Annotated in this window: 20 protein-coding genes; 13 read left to right on the top strand and 7 right to left on the bottom strand. The window is 71.6% G+C overall.

Annotated elements, in window-relative coordinates:
• Positions 1–81: 81 nt before the first annotated feature.
• From ABZ576_RS32720 to ABZ576_RS32710, 3 genes are all read left to right on the top strand, one after another.
• A complete protein-coding gene (locus ABZ576_RS32720; protein ID WP_360749186.1) occupies positions 82–822 on the top strand; it encodes a response regulator transcription factor in 741 nt (246 codons plus the stop codon).
• On the top strand, positions 819–1943 hold the full coding sequence (locus tag ABZ576_RS32715; protein ID WP_360749183.1) for an ATP-binding protein: 1125 nt from the start codon (positions 819–821) through the stop codon (positions 1941–1943). The genes ABZ576_RS32720 and ABZ576_RS32715 overlap by 4 nt, the downstream gene beginning before the upstream one ends.
• Before the next feature lie 301 nt (positions 1944–2244).
• Entirely contained in the window at positions 2245–6039 is a 3795-nt protein-coding gene (locus ABZ576_RS32710; RefSeq protein ID WP_360749180.1) for a multifunctional oxoglutarate decarboxylase/oxoglutarate dehydrogenase thiamine pyrophosphate-binding subunit/dihydrolipoyllysine-residue succinyltransferase subunit, read from the top strand.
• 266 nt (positions 6040–6305) lie between these two features.
• Here ABZ576_RS32710 and ABZ576_RS32705 read toward each other — a convergent pair whose 3' ends face one another.
• Positions 6306–6485, bottom strand: coding sequence for a DUF6104 family protein (locus tag ABZ576_RS32705; protein WP_003992906.1), 180 nt, complete (start codon positions 6483–6485; stop codon positions 6306–6308).
• Between the two features lie 240 nt (positions 6486–6725).
• Here ABZ576_RS32705 and ABZ576_RS32700 point away from each other — a divergent pair, with 240 nt between their 5' ends.
• Together ABZ576_RS32700 and ABZ576_RS32695 are read left to right on the top strand one after the other, a co-directional pair.
• On the top strand, positions 6726–7736 hold the full coding sequence (locus tag ABZ576_RS32700; RefSeq protein WP_360749177.1) for a hypothetical protein: 1011 nt from the start codon (positions 6726–6728) through the stop codon (positions 7734–7736).
• Position 7737: 1 nt separating this feature from the next.
• Positions 7738–8793 carry a PadR family transcriptional regulator gene (locus ABZ576_RS32695; protein WP_360749174.1) on the top strand — a complete coding sequence of 352 codons (1056 nt, stop codon included), beginning with the start codon at positions 7738–7740 and terminating at the stop codon, positions 8791–8793.
• Between the two features lie 122 nt (positions 8794–8915).
• Here ABZ576_RS32695 and ABZ576_RS32690 read toward each other — a convergent pair whose 3' ends face one another.
• The gene (locus ABZ576_RS32690) at positions 8916–9881 is read right to left on the bottom strand and encodes a zinc-binding dehydrogenase (RefSeq protein WP_360749171.1); all 966 of its coding nucleotides are present in this window, start codon (positions 9879–9881) and stop codon (positions 8916–8918) included.
• Positions 9882–10006: 125 nt separating this feature from the next.
• On the bottom strand, positions 10007–11230 hold the full coding sequence (locus ABZ576_RS32685) for an NADP-dependent malic enzyme (protein WP_360749168.1): 1224 nt from the start codon (positions 11228–11230) through the stop codon (positions 10007–10009).
• A gap of 547 nt (positions 11231–11777) precedes the next feature.
• On the opposite strand from ABZ576_RS32685, the gene ABZ576_RS32680 reads away from it, so the two are divergent.
• From ABZ576_RS32680 to ABZ576_RS32670, 3 genes are read left to right on the top strand one after another with little or no spacing between them, the layout of a single operon-like run.
• On the top strand, positions 11778–12737 hold the full coding sequence (locus ABZ576_RS32680; protein ID WP_360749165.1) for an ABC transporter substrate-binding protein: 960 nt from the start codon (positions 11778–11780) through the stop codon (positions 12735–12737).
• A 38-nt stretch (positions 12738–12775) separates the two neighbouring features.
• The gene (locus tag ABZ576_RS32675; protein WP_360749162.1) at positions 12776–13711 is read left to right on the top strand and encodes an amino acid ABC transporter permease; all 936 of its coding nucleotides are present in this window, start codon (positions 12776–12778) and stop codon (positions 13709–13711) included.
• Entirely contained in the window at positions 13708–14514 is an 807-nt protein-coding gene (locus tag ABZ576_RS32670) for an amino acid ABC transporter ATP-binding protein (protein WP_360749159.1), read from the top strand. The genes ABZ576_RS32675 and ABZ576_RS32670 overlap by 4 nt, the downstream gene beginning before the upstream one ends.
• A 73-nt stretch (positions 14515–14587) precedes the next feature.
• Here the strand turns inward: ABZ576_RS32670 and ABZ576_RS32665 are convergent, their stop codons facing one another.
• Positions 14588–15346: a class I SAM-dependent methyltransferase gene (locus tag ABZ576_RS32665; RefSeq protein WP_360749156.1), complete on the bottom strand. Its 759-nt coding sequence runs from the start codon at positions 15344–15346 to the stop codon at positions 14588–14590.
• 100 nt (positions 15347–15446) lie between these two features.
• Here ABZ576_RS32665 and ABZ576_RS32660 point away from each other — a divergent pair, with 100 nt between their 5' ends.
• Complete coding sequence (locus ABZ576_RS32660) at positions 15447–16076, top strand: CGNR zinc finger domain-containing protein (RefSeq protein WP_360749153.1); 630 nt, start codon at positions 15447–15449, stop codon at positions 16074–16076.
• Here the strand turns inward: ABZ576_RS32660 and sodX are convergent.
• On the bottom strand, positions 15980–16414 hold the full coding sequence (gene sodX / locus ABZ576_RS32655) for a nickel-type superoxide dismutase maturation protease (RefSeq protein ID WP_360749207.1): 435 nt from the start codon (positions 16412–16414) through the stop codon (positions 15980–15982). The genes ABZ576_RS32660 and sodX overlap by 97 nt on opposite strands.
• Before the next feature lie 145 nt (positions 16415–16559).
• Here sodX and sodN point away from each other — a divergent pair, with 145 nt between their 5' ends.
• The 4 genes from sodN (at position 16560) to ABZ576_RS32635 (ending at position 18732) form a co-directional block, all read left to right on the top strand.
• Complete coding sequence (sodN, locus tag ABZ576_RS32650; protein WP_360749150.1) at positions 16560–16955, top strand: superoxide dismutase, Ni; 396 nt, start codon at positions 16560–16562, stop codon at positions 16953–16955.
• Between the two features lie 194 nt (positions 16956–17149).
• Positions 17150–17503, top strand: a complete 354-nt coding sequence (locus ABZ576_RS32645; protein ID WP_360749205.1) for a helix-turn-helix transcriptional regulator — start codon at positions 17150–17152, stop codon at positions 17501–17503.
• Positions 17504–17540: 37 nt separating this feature from the next.
• Positions 17541–17957, top strand: coding sequence for a VOC family protein (locus tag ABZ576_RS32640; RefSeq protein ID WP_360749147.1), 417 nt, complete (start codon positions 17541–17543; stop codon positions 17955–17957).
• A 34-nt stretch (positions 17958–17991) separates the two neighbouring features.
• Positions 17992–18732, top strand: coding sequence for a VOC family protein (locus ABZ576_RS32635; protein WP_360749144.1), 741 nt, complete (start codon positions 17992–17994; stop codon positions 18730–18732).
• Positions 18733–18764: 32 nt separating this feature from the next.
• Here the strand turns inward: ABZ576_RS32635 and ABZ576_RS32630 are convergent, their stop codons facing one another.
• Positions 18765–19097, bottom strand: a complete 333-nt coding sequence (locus ABZ576_RS32630) for a DUF952 domain-containing protein (protein WP_360749141.1) — start codon at positions 19095–19097, stop codon at positions 18765–18767.
• A gap of 682 nt (positions 19098–19779) precedes the next feature.
• Positions 19780–20931 (bottom strand): family 2 encapsulin nanocompartment cargo protein polyprenyl transferase, encoded by a 1152-nt coding sequence (locus ABZ576_RS32625; protein ID WP_360749138.1) that lies wholly within the window; start codon positions 20929–20931, stop codon positions 19780–19782.
• Between the last annotated feature and the right edge of the window lies 1 nt (position 20932).

Genomic DNA, 20932 nt, shown 5'->3' with positions numbered 1-20932 from the left:
CCCTGACGCGGATCATTCAAGCGTCAAACGCAGACATGGGATCACCCCACGGATTCCGGAAAGCAACAACAGGGGCGGGCGATGGAGCAGACACACACCTCCCAGAGCGGCGCGGCGACGGCCACCCCGGGCGCGCAGCGCCGGGTGCTGGTCGTCGAGGACGACACCACGATCGTCGACGCCATCGCGGCCCGGCTCCGCGCCGAGGGATTCCTGGTGCAGACGGCGGCCGACGGCCCGGCCGCGGTCGACACGGCGGAGGCCTGGCAGCCCGATCTGCTGATCCTCGACATCATGCTGCCCGGCTTCGACGGGCTCGAGGTCTGCCGGCGGGTGCAGGCGCAGCGGCCGGTGCCGGTGCTGATGCTCACCGCGCGGGACGACGAGACGGACATGCTGGTCGGGCTCGGCGTCGGCGCCGACGACTACATGACCAAGCCGTTCTCGATGCGGGAGCTGGCGGCCCGGGTGCACGTGCTGCTGCGCCGGGTGGAGCGGGCCGCGCTGGCCGCCACCACCCCCCGCTCGGGCATCCTGCGCCTCGGCGAGCTGGAGATCGACCACGCGCAGCGCCGGGTGCGGGTGAAGTCCGAGGACGTCCACCTGACGCCCACCGAGTTCGACCTGCTGGTCTGCCTGGCGAACACCCCGCGCGCGGTGCTCTCCCGGGAGCAGTTGCTGGCCGAGGTCTGGGACTGGGCGGACGCCTCCGGCACCCGCACCGTCGACAGCCACATCAAGGCGCTGCGGCGGAAGATCGGCGCCGAGCGCATCCGCACCGTGCACGGCGTGGGCTACGCGCTGGAGACGCCGGCCCCGTGAGCGGCGACGGGCGCCAGGCCGCACGGAGGAGCCCCGGGAACCTCGGCGAGGAACCCTGGGGCGGCGTCCGCCCGTTCTCGATCAAGACCAAGCTGGGCGCGCTCGTCATCATCGCGGTGCTCATCACCACCGGACTGTCGATCGTCGCGGTGCACACCAAGACGGAACTGCGCTTCATCACGGTCTTCTCGATGATCGCCACGCTGCTGATAACGCAGTTCGTGGCCCATTCGCTCACCATGCCGCTGGACGAGATGAACGCGGTGGCCCGCTCGATCTCCCACGGCGACTACACGCGCCGGGTGAAGGAGAACCGCCGGGACGAACTCGGCGACCTGGCCGAGACGATCAACGTCATGGCCGACGAGCTGGAGGCCCAGGACCGGCAGCGCAAGGAACTGGTGGCGAACGTCTCGCACGAGCTGCGCACCCCGATCGCGGGTCTGCGCGCGGTGCTGGAGAACATCGTCGACGGGGTCACCGAGGCCGACCCGGAGACCATGCGCACGGCCCTGAAGCAGACCGAACGGCTCGGCCGGCTGGTGGAGACGCTGCTGGACCTCTCCCGGCTGGACAACGGCGTCGTACCGCTGAAGACGCGGCGGTTCGAGGTGTGGCCGTACCTCTCGGGCGTGCTGAAGGAGGCCAACATGGTCGCCTCCGCGCGCGCCGGGATCGCCTCGGGCTCGGGCAGTCACACCCGTACGGACGTCCATCTGCACCTCGACGTCTCGCCGCCGGAGCTGACCGCGCGCGCGGACCCCGAGCGCATCCACCAGGTCGTCGCGAACCTGATCGACAACGCGGTCAAGCACAGCCCCCCGCACGGCCGGGTGACGGTGCGGGCGCGGCGCGGGCCGCAGCCGGAGTCGCTGGAGCTGGAGGTCCTGGACGAGGGCCCCGGCATCCCCCGCTCGGAGTGGCACCGGGTGTTCGAGCGGTTCAACCGCGGGGCGGTGACCCGCCCGCACGGGCCGGGCAGCGACGGCGGTACGGGGCTGGGGCTGGCCATCGCCCGGTGGGCGGTGGATCTGCACGGCGGCCGGATCGGTGTGGCCGAATCCGAGCGGGGCTGCCGGATCATCGTCACCCTTCCGGGACTGACTTCCGCCCCGAGTTGACGTAGGGTCCGAACCGGAAGCACAAGATCCACGACGGTCGCCGCCACTCCGCGCAGCTGGACACGTGTGATCAGGGCAGGCCCGCGCCATCCGCCGGTCGACGGCGCGCCGGGCCCGGTCCGGTGCACCCTCCCACATGCGGAACCACGCTTGTTTCCCGCCATATCAAGCCCTGAAACAAGATTTCTGATGTGACTTACGCGACGATGAACGGGCCCGACCTGACCTCAGCGGTCTTGGAGGCGTAGCCTTTATTCCCGCTGTCCATCACCTTGTGAAGCGGAAGAGGGCGGTTGCCGCCGTGTCGCCACAGTCCCCCAGTAACTCGAGCATCTCGACCGACGACCAAGCCGGGAAGAACCCCGCTGCCGCGTTCGGTCCGAACGAGTGGCTCGTCGACGAGATCTATCAGCAGTACCTCCAGGACCCGAATTCGGTAGACCGCGCCTGGTGGGACTTCTTCGCCGATTACAAGCCGGGGGCTCCTGCCACCCCGGCTCCGGCGGGTGCTGCGGCCACGGGGGCCGCAGAGACCACCACGGCCCCGCAGGCGCAGCCCGCGGCCCCGGCCCCCCAGGCCGCCGCCCCGGCCCCCGCGAAGCCCGCCCCGGCTCCGGCCCCCGCCCCGGCGGCGAAGGCCCCGGCCCCCGCCCCGGCCAAGCCGGCGCAGCCCGCACAGGCGCCCGCTCAGCCGAAGGCGAAGGCCGCCCCCGCCGCCGAGGCGCCCGAAGGTCCCGAGTACGTGACGCTGCGTGGCCCGTCCGCCGCCGTCGCGAAGAACATGAACGCCTCGCTGGAGCTGCCGACCGCCACCTCGGTCCGCGCGGTCCCGGTGAAGCTGCTGTTCGACAACCGGATCGTCATCAACAACCACCTGAAGCGCGCCCGGGGCGGGAAGATCTCCTTCACGCACCTGATCGGCTTCGCGATGGTGCAGGCCATCAAGGCCATGCCGGCGATGAACTGGTCGTTCGGCGAGAAGGACGGCAAGCCGACCCTGGTCAAGCCGCCGCACGTCAACCTCGGCCTGGCCATCGACCTGGTGAAGCCCAACGGCGACCGCCAGCTCGTCGTGGCCGCCATCAAGAAGGCCGAGACGCTGAACTTCTTCGAGTTCTGGCAGGCCTACGAGGACATCGTCCGCCGCGCCCGCGACGGCAAGCTGACGATGGACGACTTCACCGGTGTCACGGTCTCCCTGACCAACCCCGGCGGCCTGGGCACCGTCCACTCCGTGCCCCGCCTGATGCCCGGCCAGTCCGTGATCATGGGCGTCGGCTCCATGGACTACCCGGCGGAGTTCCAGGGCACCAGCCAGGACACCCTGAACAAGCTCGGCGTCTCCAAGGTCATGACGCTCACGTCGACCTACGACCACCGGGTCATCCAGGGCGCCGCCTCCGGCGAGTTCCTGCGCCAGGTCGCCAACCTGCTGCTCGGCGAGAACGGCTTCTACGACGACATCTTCGAGGCCCTGCGGATCCCGTACGAGCCGGTCCGCTGGCTGCGGGACATCGACGCCAGCCACGACGACGACGTCACCAAGGCCGCCCGCGTCTTCGAGCTGATCCACTCCTACCGGGTCCGCGGCCACGTCATGGCCGACACCGACCCGCTGGAGTACAAGCAGCGCAAGCACCCCGACCTGGACATCGTCGAGCACGGCCTCACCCTGTGGGACCTGGAGCGCGAGTTCGCCGTCGGCGGCTTCGCCGGCAAGTCGATGATGAAGCTGCGCGACATCCTCGGCGTGCTCCGCGACTCGTACTGCCGCACCACCGGCATCGAGTTCATGCACATCCAGGACCCCAAGCAGCGCAAGTGGATCCAGGACCGCGTGGAGCGGCCGCACTCCAAGATGGAGCGCGAGGAGCAGCTGCGCATCCTGCGCCGGCTGAACGCGGCGGAGGCCTTCGAGACCTTCCTGCAGACCAAGTACGTCGGCCAGAAGCGCTTCTCGCTTGAGGGCGGCGAGTCCGTCATCCCGCTGCTCGACGCGGTGATCGACTCCGCGGCCGAGTCCCGTCTGGACGAGGTCGTCATCGGCATGGCCCACCGCGGCCGCCTGAACGTCCTCGCCAACATCGTCGGCAAGTCGTACGCGCAGATCTTCCGCGAGTTCGAGGGCAACCTCGACCCGAAGTCGATGCACGGCTCCGGCGACGTGAAGTACCACCTGGGCGCCGAGGGCACCTTCACGGGCCTCGACGGCGAGCAGATCAAGGTCTCGCTGGTCGCCAACCCCTCCCACCTGGAGGCGGTCGACCCGGTCCTGGAGGGCGTCGCCCGCGCCAAGCAGGACATCATCAACAAGGGCGGCACGGACTTCACGGTGCTGCCGGTGGCGATCCACGGCGACGCGGCCTTCGCGGGCCAGGGCGTGGTGGCCGAGACCCTGAACATGTCGCAGCTGCGCGGCTACCGCACCGGCGGCACGGTCCACATCGTCATCAACAACCAGGTCGGCTTCACCGCGGCCCCCGAGTCCTCGCGTTCCTCCATGTACGCGACGGACGTGGCCCGCATGATCGAGGCCCCGATCTTCCACGTGAACGGCGACGACCCCGAGGCCGTCGTGCGCGTCGCGCGGCTCGCCTTCGAGTTCCGCCAGGCGTTCAACAAGGACGTGGTGATCGACCTCATCTGCTACCGCCGCCGCGGTCACAACGAGTCGGACAACCCGGCCTTCACCCAGCCGCTGATGTACGACCTGATCGACAAGAAGCGCTCGGTGCGCAAGCTCTACACCGAGTCCCTCATCGGTCGCGGCGACATCACCCTGGAAGAGGCCGAGCAGGCCCTCCAGGACTACCAGGGCCAGCTGGAGAAGGTCTTCACGGAGGTCCGCGAGGCCACCTCGCAGCCGGCCGCCGGAGACGTCCAGGCGCCCCAGGACGGCTTCCCGGTCGCGGTGCCGACCGCGGTCTCCGCGGAGGTCGTCAAGCGGATCGCCGAGTCCCAGGTCAACATCCCCGACCACATCACCGTCCACCCGCGGCTCCAGCCGCAGCTGCAGCGCCGGGCGGCGATGGTCGAGGACGGCACGATCGACTGGGGCATGGGCGAGACCCTCGCCATCGGCTCCCTGCTGCTGGAGGGCACCCCGGTGCGCCTGGCGGGCCAGGACTCCCAGCGCGGCACCTTCGGCCAGCGCCACGCGGTCCTGATCGACCGGGAGACCGGCGAGGAGTACACCCCGCTCCAGTACCTCTCCGAGGACCAGGCCCGCCTGAACGTCTACAACTCGCTGCTCTCCGAGTACGCGGCCATGGGCTTCGAGTACGGCTACTCGCTCGCCCGCCCCGAGGCGCTCGTGATGTGGGAGGCGCAGTTCGGCGACTTCGTCAACGGCGCCCAGACGGTCGTGGACGAGTTCATCTCCTCGGCCGAGCAGAAGTGGGCCCAGACGTCCGGCGTCGTCCTGCTGCTGCCGCACGGCTACGAGGGCCAGGGCCCGGACCACTCCTCGGCCCGCCCGGAGCGCTTCCTCCAGATGTGCGCGCAGAACAACATGACGGTCGCGATGCCGACCTCGCCGGCGAACTACTTCCACCTCCTGCGGTGGCAGGTGCACAACCCGCACCACAAGCCGCTGGTCGTCTTCACCCCGAAGTCGATGCTGCGCCTGAAGGCCGCGGCGTCGAAGGCGGAGGAGTTCACCACCGGCGAGTTCCGGCCGGTCATCGGCGACGGCACGGTCGACCCGGCCGCGGTCCGCAAGGTCGTCTTCTGCGCCGGCAAGGTCTACTACGACCTGGAGGCCGAGCGGGTCAAGCGCGGCGTCACGGACACGGCGATCATCCGCATCGAGCGGCTGTACCCGCTGCCGGGTGCCGAGCTCCAGGCGGAGATCAAGAAGTACCCGAACGCCGAGAAGTACCTGTGGGCGCAGGAGGAGCCGGCGAACCAGGGTGCCTGGCCGTTCATCGCGCTCAACCTGATCGACCACCTGGACCTGGCGGTCGGCGCGGACGTCCCGCACGGCGAGCGGCTGCGGCGCATCTCGCGCCCGCACTCCTCGTCCCCGGCGGTGGGTTCGGCCAAGCGCCACCAGGCCGAGCAGGAGCAGCTGGTGCGTGAGGTGTTCGAGGCGTAGTCCTCGGCGGTCCAGCCGAAGCCAAGGGCCCGGTACCGAGTTCGCTCGGTACCGGGCCCTTCGCGTGTCCGGAGGTCCGGTCGGGCCTCATCGGCGCTGCCGGCCCGTCTCGTGTCCGCCGGCGCTGCCGGCCCGTCGGGGGTCCGGAGGTCCGGTCGGCCCGTCGGGGGTCCGGAGGTCCGGTCGGCCCGTCGGGGGGCCGGAGGTCCGGTCGGGCGCCGCCCGCGGCCGCGGGTGCGTCGTGGCCGGCCGTGCGGTCCGTGGACCTACTCGTCGTCCTCGTCGTCGAGCCGTGCGAGCCAGGTGGCCAGGCGCTCGACGGGCACCTCGAAGTCCGGGTTCAGATCCACGAACGTCCGCAGCTGCTCGGCCAGCCACTCGAAGGTGACCTCCTCCTCGCCACGCCGCTTCTCCAACTCCTCGATACCCCGGTCGGTGAAGTACATAGGGCCACGTCTCCTGCGTCAACGTCCAGCGGACCAACACTCCCCACCAGCCTATGCGGCCCGCGGGAGCCCCCGCGCACCCCTCCCGCCCCTCACCCGGCCCTCACCCGGCCCTCACGCGGAAGAGCGCCTTGACTTCCCGGACCCACGATATATCGTGTTTGACAGGCAACGCGATATGGCGTGTCAGGCGACGAGTCACAGCCGGCTCGCGACCGTGTCCGCCGCCGAGGAGGCCCCATGCCCGAGTGGTCCGTCACCGAGCCCCGGAAGCTGACCTTCGACGCCCCCGTGCGCGACCTCCGGGTCCGGATCGTCAACGGCACGGTGAACGTGATGGGCACGGACGAGCCCGCCGCGCGCCTGGAGGTGTCGGAGCTGGAAGGGCCGCCCCTGGTGGTCACCCAGGATGGCGGCACACTCACCGTCGGCTACGAGGACCTGCCGTGGAAGAGCCTGCTGCAGTGGCTCGACCGCGGAAGCCGGCGCCGCAGCGCCGTGGTCTCCCTCGCGATCCCGGCCGACGCCCGCGTCGAGGTGGGGGTGGTCGGCGCCGGCGCGGTCGTCTCCGGCGTCAGCGGCCCGGCGGTGGTCAGGGGGGTGACCGGCGACACCACCCTGGTCGGCGTCTCCGGGCCGGTCCGCGCCGACACCGTCTCGGGGAGCCTGGAGGCCCAGGCCGTCACCGGGGACCTCACCTTCCACTCGGTCTCGGGGGACCTCACCGTGGTCGAGGGCTCCGGCCTCTCCGTGCGCGCCGACACCGTCAGCGGCTCCATGATCGTGGACCTCGGTCCGGACGGCCCCACGGACGTCGGCCTCACCAGCGTCTCCGGCGAGATCGCCATCCGCCTGCCGCACCCGGCGGACGCCGAGGTCGAGGCCAACACCGCGAGCGGCACGATCTCCAACGCCTTCGACGGTCTGCGGGTGCACGGCCAGTGGGGCACGCACAAGATCACCGGCCGGCTCGGCGCCGGCAACGGCCGGCTCCGCGCCACCACGGTCTCCGGTTCGATCGCCCTGCTGCGCCGCCCGCCCCGGGACGACGAGGAGAGCGCCCCCTGGGATGCCGAGCCCCCGCGGACCCCCGGCCCCGGCACCGCACCTCACCCGGCCGACGGCGCCCCGGCCGACGGCACCCCGGCCACCGGGACCCCGGCCGCTCCGGGGGACAATCCCGTCTGCGGCCGGGATGCCGACGCCACCGGCACCCCGGCCGACGGCACGACCGACAAGAAGGTGCTCTGACATGCCTCCCGTCTTCGCCCACGGCCGCCTCCGCCTGTACCTGCTCAAGCTGCTCGACGAGGCCCCGCGCCACGGCTACGAGGTGATCAGGCTGCTGGAGGAGCGCTTCCAGGGTCTCTACGCCCCCTCGGCGGGCACGGTCTACCCGCGCCTGGCCAAGCTGGAGGCGGAGGGCCTGGTCCGGCACACCACCGAGGGCGGCCGCAAGGTGTACGCCATCACGGACGCCGGCCGTGCCGAACTGGCCGAGCGCAGCGGTGAACTGGCCGACCTGGAGCTGGAGATCCGCGAGTCCGTCGCGGAGCTGGCCGCCGAAATCCGGGCCGACGTGCGCGGGGCGGCCGGCGACCTGCGCCGGGAGGTGCGCGCCGCCGCCTCCGCGGCCCGCCGGAGCGCGGGGGCGTCCGGGGCGGGGTCCCCCGGGGAGCCCGGCGCATCCGGCGAGCCGGGCGACAAGGAGGCGTGGAGGGCCGCCAAGGAGGAGATGCGCCGGGTCAAGCAGGAGTGGAAGGAGCAGGCGCGGCGCGCCAAGGACGAGAGCCGCCGGGCCCGCGAGGAGGCCCAGCGGGCGCGCCGTCAGGCCCAGGAGGCGCAGGCGCGGGCGCGGGCCCAGGCGCAGGAGGAGATGCAGCGGATCGCCCGCCGGGTCCAGGACCACTTCCTGCGCGGCGACTGGCCGACCGCCGTCCGCGAGGGCCTGACGGAACTGGCCAGGGAGTTCGGCGAGTTCGGCAAGGACGTCGGCAAGGAGTACGGCGGCAGCCGGGGCTTCGGCGACCCCGCCGGGGAAGCGGCCGCGTCCGCCCCCGCGGCGGAACCGCACCGCACCGCCGCGGACGAGGAGTTCCCCGTCGCGTACGAACCCGCCTGGGCCCACGACGACTTCACCGGCGACCCGGCCCGCGACCTGGACCGCCTCCTGGACCGCTTCCGCGACGGGATCCGCGACACGGCCCGCGACCACGGGGTCACCGCCGCGCAGCTCCAGGAGGCCCGGCACCACCTGTCGGCGGCGGCGGCCCGCATCGCGGCGGTACTCCACGCCCCCAGGCCCTGACCCGAGCCCGTCCGGACCGCTCGGCCACTCGGCCACTCGGCCACTCGGCCACTCGGACCCATCGGGCCGGTCGGGCCGGTCGGGCCGGTCGGGCCGGGGCCGAGGGCCCGGGCGCCTCGGCGTCAGGAGTTGGTGAGCACGATCTTCCCGAACTGCTCGCCGGAAGCAAGCCGTTCGAAGCCCTCGCGGGCCCGGTCGAGCGGCAGCTCCTCGTCGATGACGGGGCGCACCCCGGTCGCGGCGCAGAAGGACAGCAGGTCCTCCAGTTCGTCCTTGGTGCCCATGGTGGAGCCGACGACCTTCAGCTCCAGGAAGAAGATCCGGGTCAGCTCGGCGTGCGAGGGCCGGTCGCCGCTGGTGGCGCCGGAGATCACGAGCGTGCCACCGGGCCGCAGGGACTTCACCGAGTGGGACCAGGTGGCGGCGCCCACGGTCTCGATGACGGCGTCCACCCGCTGCGGCAGCCGCGCGCCCGGCTCGACGGCCTCCACGGCCCCCAGTTCCAGGGCGCGCTTGCGCTTCGCCTCGTCGCGGCTGGTGGCGAAGACCCGGAGCCCCGCCGCCTTGCCCAGCACGATCGCGGCCGTGGCGACCCCGCCGCCCGCGCCCTGCACGAGGACCGAGTCCCCGGGCCGTACCCCGGCGTTGGTGAACAGCATCCGGTACGCCGTCAGCCAGGCGGTCGGGAGGCAGGCGGCCTCGGCGAAGGACAGCTCCTTGGGCTTGGGCAGGATGTTCCAGGTCGGTACGGCGACCTGCTCGGCGAAGGTGCCCTGGTAGCGCTCGGTCAGGATGGAGCGCGGCTCGTCGGGGCCGACGCCGTGGCCGCTCTGGCCGATGACGGAGTGCAGGACGACCTCGTTGCCGTCCGCGTCGATCCCGGCGGCGTCGCAGCCGAGGATCATCGGCAGCCGGCCCTCCGGGAGGCCGACGCCCCGCAGGGACCAGAGGTCGTGGTGGTTGAGGGAAGCGGCCCGCACGGTGACGGTGCTCCAGCCGGGACGGGCCTCGGGAGCCGGACGCTCCCCCAACTCGAGGCCGCTGAGCGGCTGGTCGCGGTCGATTCGGGCGGCGTAGACAGCGAACATGCTGCCGACGATAGGTGCGCGCCGCGGACGGGGCGGCAGGGGTCCGGGCCGTCACCCGATCGGGCCGTCCGGCGGGTAAAGAAAATGGTCCCGCCCCCCGGGGGACGGGACCATTCGGCGCAGCGTCAGTGACGGGCGACGCCCTCGGCCCGGGCAGCCGCGGCGACCGCCGCGGTCACCGCCGGAGCCACCCGCTCGTCGAACGGCGACGGGATGACGTAGTCGGCGGCGAGGTCATCGCCCACCACGGCGGCGAGCGCCTCCGCGGCGGCGATCTTCATGCCCTCCGTGATCCGCGTGGCCCGCACCTGGAGCGCGCCGGCGAAGATGCCGGGGAAGGCCAGCACGTTGTTGATCTGGTTCGGGAAGTCCGAGCGCCCGGTGGCGACGACCGCGGCGTACTTGTGCGCGACCTCCGGGTGCACCTCGGGGTTCGGGTTGGCCATCGCGAACACGAAGGCGCCCTTGGCCATGGAGGCCACGGCCTCCTCCGGGACCGTACCGCCGGAGACGCCGATGAAGACGTCCGCGCCCGCGAGGGCGTCCTCCAGCGAGCCGGTGAGGCCGGCCTTGTTGGTGAAGGAGGCCAGGTCGCGCTTGACCTGCGTCAGGTCCTCCCGGTCGGCCGAGACGACGCCCTTGCGGTCCGCCACGGCCACGTCCCCGATGCCGGCCTCGACGAGCATCTTGGCGATGGCGACACCGGCCGCGCCGGCGCCCGAGATGACGGCCCGCAGCTGACCGATCTCACGCCCGCTGAGCCGCGCCGCGTTCCGCAGCGCCGCGAGCGTCACGACGGCCGTACCGTGCTGGTCGTCGTGGAAGACCGGGATGTCCAGCCGCTCCTGGAGCCGGCGCTCGATCTCGAAGCACCGGGGCGCCGAGATGTCCTCCAGGTTCACTCCGCCGAAGGAGGGAGCGAGCCGGACGACGGTCTCGACGATCTCGTCCACGTCGGTGCAGTCGAGCGCGATCGGCACCGCGTCGACACCACCGAACTGCTTGAACAGGATGGCCTTGCCCTCCATCACGGGGAGGGAGGCCTGGGGACCGATGTCCCCGAGTCCGAGCACGGCGGTGCCGTCGGTGACGACGGCGACCACGGAGGACTTCCATGTGTAGTCGTTGACCAGCTCCGGCTGTTCCGCGATCGCGGTGCACACGCGAGCGACGCCGGGCGTGTACGCGAGGGAAAGGTCGTCCTTGTCACGGACCGGCACGGTGGCCTGCACAGCCATCTTGCCGCCGCGGTGCAGCGCGAACACCGGATCGAAGGAATCGAGGGGCTCGGCCCCGCCGTCCTGGTCCGTCGTGCCGTCGCTGCGAGGATTGACGATCTCCGCTGCCACTTTGTCTTACCCCTTAGGTCTGCATGGTTTGAGGGTCGACCACTCCTGGTGAGGGGTGGGCGGGCACCACGTACGGCTCGATTGCGGATACGTACGAGCACATACGTGACGGGCGCGCCGCACACGCGCCCTGAGCCCCGGATGAGGGGTGTAAAGAACCTTCTTACCGGACGGAAGGTGCCCGCGACGAGTCCATTAGGTGCAAGGTCACATCGGGCGGCCGGAAGGCGACGCACGGGTGACGGGCGGCCGAAGGGGCCGCAATGGCGTCAAAACCGCAGCGTCCGGGTGATCACATACTGAGACACGGTGAAGATTTTCCGGCAGGGACGCCGGATTTCCGCAGATGGTTCGGAGGCAATGGACCAAGGATGTACCGACCTGATGCGGTTCGGGGGTCACCCGTTATCCGATTTTGACATTGTGACCCACCTGAATGGCGCAGTCCGAATGGCAAGATGCCGTAAACCCACGAGGTCGCGACACCCGAAGGTGTGTGTTTCCGTCGACCCATCGGCAACTCTTCCCATCCGCCGGAGGAACCACGATGACCGCAAGCTCCATCCGTCGTACGACCGCCGCGCGGCCCCGTCTGGCCGCGGTCGGTGCGATCGCGGTCGCAGGGGCCCTGCTGCTCACCGGCTGCGGTGACCAGACCAAGGACAAGAACGACGACTCCGGCAGCGCGTCCACCAACAGTGCCCCGCTCGCCGACAAGCTCCCCCAGGACATCCGGAGCAAGGGCAAGATCAAGGTCGGCTCGGACATCGCGTACGCCCCGGTGGAGTTCAAGGACTCCTCCGGCAAGGCCGTCGGTCTGGACCCGGACCTCGCCGCCGCCATGGGCAAGCAGCTCGGGGTGACGTTCGAGTTCGAGAACGGCACCTTCGACGCCCTGCTCACCGGTCTGCGTTCGGGCCGCTACAACATCGCCATGTCGGCGATGACCGACAACAAGAACCGCCAGGAGGGCGTCGACCCCGACACGGGCAAGAAGGTCGGCGAGGGCGTCGACTTCGTCGACTACCTGACCGCCGGTGTCTCCATCTACACCCGCAAGGGTGACACCGGGGGCATCACGAACTGGTCGGACCTGTGCGGCAAGAAGATCGCCGTCGAGCGTGGCACCGTCTCCGAGGACCTGGCCAAGCAGGAGGCCAAGAAGTGTCCCAAGGGCAAGAAGCTCACCATCGAGGCGTTCGACGACGACCAGCAGTCCCAGACCCGTCTCCGCTCCGGCGGTGTGGACGCGGCCTCCTCCGACTTCCCGGTGGCGGCCTACGCGGTCAAGACCTCCGGCGGCGGCAAGGACTTCGAGATCGTCGGTGACCAGGTCGAGGCGGCCCCCTACGGCATCGCCGTCTCCAAGACGGACACCCAGCTGCGCGACGCCCTCCAGGCCGCGATGAACGCAATCATCCAGAACGGCGAGTACGAGAAGATCCTCAAGAAGTGGGGCGCCCAGGACGGCGCCGTCAAGGAGTCCGTGATCAACGGCGGCAAGTGACCCGCGGCACCTGAAGCGGCCACTGAGAGGCAACACCCGTGACTGACATCGACAAGACGGCGGGGCCGACGGCCACGCCCCCGGCCGGCGCCGAGGCCATCAAGGCCATCCCGGTCCGGCACTACGGACGCTACGTCTCCGCCGTCATCGCGATCGCACTCCTCGTCGCGATCATCTACGCGTTCGGCCAGGGCAGGATCAACTGGCACGCGGTTCCCGACTACTTCTTCGACGACCGGATCATGACCGGTGTCGGCAAGACCCTGCTGCTGACGGTCCTGTCGATGCTGATCGGCATCGTCGGCGGCATCCTGCTGGCGGTGATGCGGCTGTCGAAGAACCCGGTGACCTCGTCGATCGCCTGGTTCTACATCTGGTTCTTCCGCGGCACCCCGGTCCTGGTCCAGCTGTTCCTCTGGTTCAACCTGGGCCTGGTCTTCGAGTACATCAACCTGATGCCGTTCTACAAGGACTACTGGTCGAACTTCATGACGCCGTTGCTGACGGCGCTGCTCGGCCTGGGTCTGAACGAGGCGGCGTACATGGCCGAGATCTGCCGGGCGGGCCTGCTCGCGGTGGACGAGGGCCAGACCGAGGCGGCCCACGCGCTGGGCATGAGCCACGGCAAGACCCTGCGCCGGGTGGTCATCCCGCAGGCGATGCGCGTGATCGTGCCGCCGACGGGCAACGAAGTGATCAACATGCTGAAGACGACCTCGCTCGTGGCGGCCGTCCAGTATCCCGAACTCTTCCGTTACGCCCAGGACATCGGCCAGAACTCCGGTGCCCCGGTGGAGATGTACTTCCTCGCCGCGGCCTGGTACCTGATCATGACCTCGGTGCTGAGCGTGGGCCAGTACTACATCGAGCGGTACTACGCCCGCGGCTCCAGCCGCCAGCTGCCGCCGACGCCGTGGCAGAAGGTGCGCACGAACATGCTGTCCCTGGGCCGGCCCAAGGGAGGCATGGCATGACCGAGAAGCTGAGCAAGACGCAGGACAGCCGCCCGCAGGGCACCGTCCCGATGGTCAAGGCGGAGGGCGTCCACAAGTCCTTCGGCCACGTCGAGGTGCTCAAGGGCATCGACCTGGAGGTCAAGCCGGGCGAGGTGTTCTGCCTCATCGGCCCCTCCGGCTCCGGCAAGTCGACCTTCCTGCGGTGCATCAACCACCTGGAGAAGATCAACGCGGGCCGGCTGTACGTCGACGGCGAGCTGGTCGGCTACCGCCAGCAGGGCGAGAAGCTGTACGAGCTGCGCGACCGCGAGGTCGCCATGAAGCGCCGGGACATCGGCATGGTCTTCCAGCGCTTCAACCTGTTCCCGCACATGACGGCCCTGGAGAACGTCATCGAGGCGCCGGTGCAGGTCAGGGGCGTCAGCCGGACGCAGGCCAGGGAACGCGCCATGCAGTTGCTGGAGCGCGTGGGCCTGGCCGACCGGGCCGGGCACTACCCCTCGCAGCTCTCCGGCGGCCAGCAGCAGCGGGTGGCGATCGCCCGGGCGCTGGCGATGGACCCGAAGCTGATGCTGTTCGACGAGCCGACCTCGGCCCTGGACCCGGAGCTGGTCGGTGACGTCCTGGACGTCATGCGCGACCTCGCCGAGTCCGGCATGACCATGGTCGTCGTCACCCACGAGATGGGCTTCGCCCGCGAGGTGGGCGACAGCCTGGTCTTCATGGACGAGGGCGTGGTGGTCGAATCCGGTCACCCGCGGGACGTGCTGACCAACCCGCAGCAGGAGCGGACGCAGTCGTTCCTGTCCAAGGTGCTCTGACACCGCGCGGGCGAAAGACGAGTGAGAGGGGCGGTACGGGTCTCCCGTGCCGCCCCTCTCGCTCATCCCCGGCTCACTTCAGCGCCAGCAGCAGCGTGTCCGAGGGCGAGCACCACACCGGCCGGGCCTCGCCGAAGCCCCGCTCCAGCAGCGTGCGCGCGTGCCAGGCCGCCGAGGGCATGGCCCCGTCCGCGTGCTCGCCGTAGATCTCGAAGCGGCGGGCGGTGGGCTCGGCGAGGACCGGGTCCTCGGCCGCCAGCTGCCACCACTCCGCCCAGTCCAGTGCGCCGTCGCGCTTGGCCTGATCCATGCGGGCGTGGCGCCGGGCGCGCTCGGCCGCGTTGATCCGGGGCGTGCTGTCGTCGATCATGTGGTCCGCGTTCATGAAGACACCGCCGTCGCGGACCAGCCCCGCGACCTGACCGTAGAGGGCCGCGAGGGGTTCGCTGTGCAGCCAGTGCAGGGCCGTGGCCGTCAGGACGGCGTCGTAGGAGTCGTACGGCAGCCGCGCCGGCCAGTCGGGGTCCTTGAGGTCGGCGGTGACGAGGGTGACGCGGTCGTCGCCGTCGAAGGTGCCGTGCGCGATGGCGAGCAGGGCCGGGTCGAGGTCGACGCCGGTGCTGGTGGCCTCGGGGAAGCGCCTCAGCAGCCGGTCGGTGATGCTGCCGGTGCCGCACGCCAGGTCGAGCACGCGCGGGGCGGTGCCGACGAACGCCTCCACCATGTCGAGCATGATCCGGAAGCGGTCCTCCCGGTCCGGCATGTACCACTCCTGCTGCCGGTCCCAGCTCTTCTGCCAGGCCGCCCAGTCGGTTCCGGTACTCGTGGTCATGGAACCCCGACTCCCCTCGGTTCGCGTAATACCCTGGAAGCACGACCGGCTGTTACCCGACCGCAGACACGACGATAAAGCGCCTCCGTAAGGACTACAAGTGGAACTGGCCTATTACTCGGATTACGCGGTACGCCTCGTCAACAGCGAGGAGCCGGCCCGGGGCAAGGACACCCTGACCACGGTCGAGGCCGTCCGCGATCTCTTCGGCGGCAACGCGTCGGCGGCCCGCCGGGCCACCGACGCCGACGTCACGCGCTTCCGCTCGGTCCGGGCCCGGCTGCGCGCGGTCTTCGAGGCGGCCGACAAGGGCGACGAGACGCTGGCCGTGGACCTGCTCAACTCGCTCCTGCTGGAGTTCCCGGTCAGCCCGCAGATCTCCGGGCACGACTTCCGCGACGAGGACGGCCGGCCGCTGTGGCACATGCACCTGGCCGACCACCCGTCCAACGCCACCGCCGGCTACGCGGCGATCGCGGCGATGGGCCTGGCCTTCCACCTCACCGAGTACGGCGTGGACCGCCTCGGCCTGTGCCAGGCGCCCCCCTGCCGCAACGCCTACCTGGACACCTCCACCAACCGCTCCCGGCGCTACTGCTCGGACCGCTGCGCCACCCGCGCCAACGTGGCCGCCTACCGGGCCCGCAAGCGCCTGGAGGCCGACCGGTCGGGCAGCAGCGGCCTGGCCGCCGAGAGCGCCCAGCGCAGCAGCGTGAACGGCGAACGCTGACCGGCCTTGAGCGGCCGGAACCTGAACCACGCCGTCCCGAGGACGAGCTCCTCGGGCACCACCCCGTAGTCCGTGCTGTCCCCGCCCGCGTACGGGTTGTCCCCGAGCACCCACCAGCCGCCCTCGCGCCGCTCCACGGCACGCTTGACGACCAGCAGGTCCTGCTGGAAGGGATGGCGGAGCACCACCACGTCCCCGGGCCTGACCACTCCCCCGTACCGCACGAGCAGCTGGTCCCCGTGGTGCAGCGTCGGCACCATGGACGGGCCCGTCACCTCGGCCAGTCCGAAGGGCGCCACCGCCCTCCCCCGCTCGGTCTCCTGCGACAGCTCCGGCATCCCCGGCACCTCCCCGGTCCGTTCCTCCACCAGTCTCAGTCTCACCCTGGACTTTTGTCCTAAGCCCTAGGGGGCACCCGAGAAATCGCCTTCCCCAGGGAGTAATGTCGCACCTGAGAAGACGATCACGAGGAAGGAATGCTCCATGCTTTCCCGCCTGTTTGCCCCCAAGGTCAAGGTCAGCGCCCACTGCGACCTGCCCTGCGGCGTGTACGACCCGGCCCAGGCCCGCATCGAGGCGGAGTCGGTGAAGGCCGTCCAGGAGAAGATGGCCGGTAACGACGACCCCCACTTCCAGGCGCGCGCCACCGTCATCAAGGAGCAGCGCGCGGAGCTCGCGAAGCACCACGTCTCCGTGCTCTGGAGCGACTACTTCAAGGCCCCGCACTTCGAGAAGTACCCGGAGCTGCACCAGCTGGTCAACGACACCCTGAAGGCCCTCTCGGCCGCCAAGGCGTCCACCGACCCGGCGACGGGTCAGAAGGCTCTGGACTACATCGAGCAGATCTCCAAGATCTTCTGGGAGACCAAGCAGGCCTGACCCCTGCCGCTCTTTCGGTCACCCTCCGCACCCGGTTCCCGGGCCGCCGTACCCCGGCGGGCCGGCGGACCGGGTGCGGTCGTTCCGCGCCGCCGGTCTCCCGGACCGGTGGGTGCCGGCCGTACCCGCTGTGCCAAGCTGGGCGGGTGACCGCCCTGGAGGACCTGCGCCGGCTGCGCCGCGTGCGCGACCGCATGGACCGCGAGTACGCCGAGCCGCTCGACATGACCGAGCTCGCCCGGGACGCGCTGATGTCCCCGGGGCACTTCCAGCGCAGCTTCCGCAAGGCGTACGGGGAGACGCCGTACAGCTACCTGATGACCCGCCGGATCGAACGGGCCAAGGCTCTGCTGCGCCGGGGCGACCTCACCGTGACCGAGGTGTGCCTGGCCGTCGGCTGCACCTCGCTCGGCTCGTTCAGTTCCCGCTTCACCGAGCTGGTCGGCGAGACACCGAGCGCCTACCGCGCCCGCGACCACGAGGAGAGCGCGGTGATCCCGTCCTGCGTGGCCCGCAGACTGACCCGGCCGCGCCGCCGCCCGTACTGAGACGCCGCCCGCGCGGCGGCGGTCCTAGGGTGAGCCCATGGACGTGAAACTCGCGCAGTGCTTCATCGCCGTGGACGACCACGACAAGGCCATCGCCTTCTACCGCGACGTGCTCGGTCTGGAGATCCGCAACGACGTGGGGTTCGAGGGGATGCGCTGGGTGACGCTGGGTTCCCCACTCCAGCCGGACGTGGAGATCGTCCTGGAGCCGCCGGACGCGAGCCCGGACGCCTCCCCCGCCGACAAGCAGGCACTCAACGAGCTCCTCGCCAAGGGCCTGCTGCGCGGGGTCATCTTCACCACCCCGGACTGCGACGCGCTGTACGAGCGGGTGCGGGAGTCCGGCGCCGACGTCCTCCAGGAGCCGACGGACCAGCCGTACGGGGTGCGCGACTGCGCCTTCCGGGACCCGGCGGGCAACCAACTCCGGTTCCTCGAGCGGCCGGTGGCCTGAACCCGCCGCGCCGGCCGCCGCATACACTCCCGGCATGATGATCCGCTGGACGTATGCGTTCGCCGACCGTCCCGCCGCGCGCCTCGGCGCGGCGTGCGCCTTCTGGACGGCCGTGACCGGTACGCGGCTGTCCGCGTACCGCGGGGACGACGGCGAGTTCGTGACGCTGCTGGCAGACGGGGCGGATCCCAGCGTGAAGCTCCAGGGGGTCACCGAGGGGGACGGCGGCGCCCACATCGACCTGTGCACCGAGGACGTACGGGAGCTGACCGGCCTCGCCCGCCGGCTCGGCGCCGCTCTCGTGGCCGACCACGGCGACTGGGCCGTGCTGCGCTCGCCCGCCGGTCAGGCGTTCTGCGCCGTGCCCTGGCACGGGGAGGCGGTCCGTCCGCCGGTGGTGTCCGGCAGCCGGCTGGACCAGGTGTGCCTCGACATCCCGCCGTCCCGGTACGACACCGAGTGCGCCTTCTGGGCGGAGCTGACCGGGTGGGAGCGGCGGGCGGGCTCCCGGCCGGAGTTCGCCGTGCTGCTGCCTCCGGCGGGCCTCCCGCTGCGGCTGCTGCTCCAGCGGCTCGGCGAGGAGCGCCCGGCCTGCGCCCACCTCGATCTCGCCTGCGCGGACGTCTCCGCCGTCCGCGCCCGGCACGAGGACCTGGGCGCCTCCCGGGTGCACGAGGGCGCCCACTGGACGGTCATGCGCGACCCGGCCGGCGGCACGTACTGCCTGACCGGCCGCGACCCGGAGACGGGCGGCCTGCCCGCCGGCCCGCGGTAGCCGCGCGGCCGCCGGGGGCCGTTCGTGCTGGGTCAGCCCCAGGGCTCCACGTCCACCACCGCCTCGACGGGCACGGGGCCGTACACGTGCGGGAACTCCTCCCCGCCCGGCTCGGCCGACTCGTACCTCACCGGCACCCCGACCCGGGCCGGGTCCACGACGAGGACGACCAGGTCGTCCGGGCCGTCGTAGTCGCCGTAGAGGAAGCCGGCGACCCGCGGGAGCTGTTCCCGGGTGGAGAAGTGGATGAAGCCCTCCTGCCGGAGGGTGCGGCCCCGGGTGGACAGCTCCCAGGTTCCGCGCTCGCGCGCCTGCTCCCACAGGGAGCGCTCGGTGATGTGCAGGATGGGCGGAAGTTTCGGCATGCGCCCACGCTACGGCGTCCCCCGGCCGCCCCTCCCGCTCAGAGCGAGCCGTTCTCCGCGCCGGAGGCCGACTCCCCCTCCGGGCCCCTGCCACCCGGCGGCGCCGACGCCCCGGCGGTCCGGCCGGCATCGGCGCTCCGGCCCGTCCCGGCCGCTTGGCCGGGGTCGGTGGGCCGGCCCGCACGGCCGGCATCGGCCGTCCCGGCCGTCTCGCCCGCGCGGGCGGACTGGGCGTTGGCCGGGCACCGGGGGTCACGGCACGGGCCCGGAGCCCAGACCGGAACCCAGGCGCCCAGGGTCTTGTGCCGTTTGACGACTCTCTCGACCGGCTGTCCGCAGACGGGACAGACGGGGTTGTCGCTGTCCATGCCCTCAGCGTATGGCGGTGGCGGCCTCAGCGCTTCCTGCCGTAGGTGCGCACCAGCGCTCCCTTGCCGAGGGTGCGCAGCGATTCCAGGGTGGACTCCGCCTTCAGCGCGCGCGGACCCTGCCGGGCAGGTCGTCGGCAGCCCGGTCCGGGAAAGGGAAAAAACGGCGGCCCCGCACACTGTGGGATGTGCGGGGCCACCTGGCCGGAGTCCCGAAGACCGCGCGGGGTCAGGAGCCGCGCGGGCCCGGAACTCCGGGTTCTCGACGGCCGCCGGAGACGGCCGCCTCAGCTGGTGCACCGGGGACGGCGGCCTCAGCTGGTGCGCCGGGTGACGAACTCGGCGAGCGCCAGCAGACCGCCCGCCGCCTCGGGATCGGGGACCGCGCGGGCCAGTTCCTGCACGGCGCGGGCCATCCGGTCGGCCGCCTCGGCCTGCGCCCAGTCCCGGCCGCCCGCCCGCTCGACGGCCAGCGCGGTACGCGCGATCTCCCCGGCCTCCGCCTCCCCGGCGTGGTACGGCTTCTCGTACAGCGCGGCGAGTTCGGCCGCCGCCGGGGTGCCGGAGGTGAGCGCCGCCACCACCGGCAGCGACTTCTTGCGGGCGGCGAGATCCGCGCCGGCCGGCTTGCCGGTGTGCTTCGGGTCTCCCCATATGCCGATGACGTCGTCGATCAGCTGGAAGGCGAGCCCGGCCTGCCGGCCGAAGCCATCCAGCGCGGCCACCTCCTCCTCGTCCGCGCCCGCGTAGAGCGCGCCGAGCGCGCAGGCGCATCCCAGCAGGGCGCCGGTCTTGGCCTCGGCCATGGCGAGCACCTCGTCCAGGCCGACCGCGTCCGGAGCACGCCGCTCCAGGTCGGTGTCGGCGTGCTGGCCCTCGCACAGCTCCACCACGCAGGCGGCGAGCCGGGCCGCGGCCGGGACGGAGGCCGGGTGCGGGTCCTCGGCGAGCAGCCGCAGGGCCAGCGCCTGAAGGGCGTCCCCGGCGAGGATCGCGTCGGCGTCGCCGAACACGGTCCAGGCCGTCGGCCGGTGCCGGCGGGTGGTGTCCCGGTCCATCACGTCGTCGTGCAACAGCGTGAAGTTGTGGACCAGTTCGACCGCCGCCGCCGCCCGGACGGCCGCCGGGCGGGCCTGCGCTCCGCCGAGCGCGGCGGCGGCCGCCAGCACGAGCGCCGGTCTGATCGCCTTGCCCGCGTTGCCCGCCGCAGGAGTGCCGTCGGCGTGCTGCCAGCCGAAGTGGTAGAGGCCGATCCGGCGCATCGAGCCGGGCAGCGACTCCACGGCCGCGCGCAGCTCCGGGTCGACCAGGGCCCGGGCGCGCTCCAGCTGCGCCGCCGCCTCCTGCCCGTCGAGCGGACCGGCGGCCTCACCCCCGGACACCTGCCACGTCTCCCCCGGTGCGCCGGGACGTGCCGCACCGGCGGGGTGCTCCCCGGTCTCCGTCTCCGTCATGAACTCGGCCATG

It is taken from the genome of Streptomyces sp. NPDC013455, assembly GCF_040632975.1.
Lineage (GTDB): Bacteria > Actinomycetota > Actinomycetes > Streptomycetales > Streptomycetaceae > Streptomyces.
Note: the sequence above shows the minus strand (reverse complement) of the source record. Positions and strands in the feature narration are given on the sequence as shown.

What these genes read in the sequence shown, in the direction of transcription:
- ABZ576_RS32720 (WP_360749186.1), top strand. Translation starts at nt 82, where the DNA reads ATGGAGCAGACACACACCTCCCAGAGCGGCGCGGCGACGGCCACCCCG.
- ABZ576_RS32705 (WP_003992906.1), bottom strand. Translation starts at nt 6,485, where the DNA reads ATGTACTTCACCGACCGGGGTATCGAGGAGTTGGAGAAGCGGCGTGGC.
- ABZ576_RS32700 (WP_360749177.1), top strand. Translation starts at nt 6,726, where the DNA reads ATGCCCGAGTGGTCCGTCACCGAGCCCCGGAAGCTGACCTTCGACGCC.
- ABZ576_RS32695 (WP_360749174.1), top strand. Translation starts at nt 7,738, where the DNA reads ATGCCTCCCGTCTTCGCCCACGGCCGCCTCCGCCTGTACCTGCTCAAG.
- ABZ576_RS32690 (WP_360749171.1), bottom strand. Translation starts at nt 9,881, where the DNA reads ATGTTCGCTGTCTACGCCGCCCGAATCGACCGCGACCAGCCGCTCAGC.
- ABZ576_RS32680 (WP_360749165.1), top strand. Translation starts at nt 11,778, where the DNA reads ATGACCGCAAGCTCCATCCGTCGTACGACCGCCGCGCGGCCCCGTCTG.
- ABZ576_RS32670 (WP_360749159.1), top strand. Translation starts at nt 13,708, where the DNA reads ATGACCGAGAAGCTGAGCAAGACGCAGGACAGCCGCCCGCAGGGCACC.
- ABZ576_RS32665 (WP_360749156.1), bottom strand. Translation starts at nt 15,346, where the DNA reads ATGACCACGAGTACCGGAACCGACTGGGCGGCCTGGCAGAAGAGCTGG.
- sodX (WP_360749207.1), bottom strand. Translation starts at nt 16,414, where the DNA reads ATGCCGGAGCTGTCGCAGGAGACCGAGCGGGGGAGGGCGGTGGCGCCC.
- sodN (WP_360749150.1), top strand. Translation starts at nt 16,560, where the DNA reads ATGCTTTCCCGCCTGTTTGCCCCCAAGGTCAAGGTCAGCGCCCACTGC.
- ABZ576_RS32645 (WP_360749205.1), top strand. Translation starts at nt 17,150, where the DNA reads ATGGACCGCGAGTACGCCGAGCCGCTCGACATGACCGAGCTCGCCCGG.
- ABZ576_RS32640 (WP_360749147.1), top strand. Translation starts at nt 17,541, where the DNA reads ATGGACGTGAAACTCGCGCAGTGCTTCATCGCCGTGGACGACCACGAC.
- ABZ576_RS32635 (WP_360749144.1), top strand. Translation starts at nt 17,992, where the DNA reads ATGATGATCCGCTGGACGTATGCGTTCGCCGACCGTCCCGCCGCGCGC.
- ABZ576_RS32630 (WP_360749141.1), bottom strand. Translation starts at nt 19,097, where the DNA reads ATGCCGAAACTTCCGCCCATCCTGCACATCACCGAGCGCTCCCTGTGG.
- ABZ576_RS32625 (WP_360749138.1), bottom strand. Translation starts at nt 20,931, where the DNA reads ATGGCCGAGTTCATGACGGAGACGGAGACCGGGGAGCACCCCGCCGGT.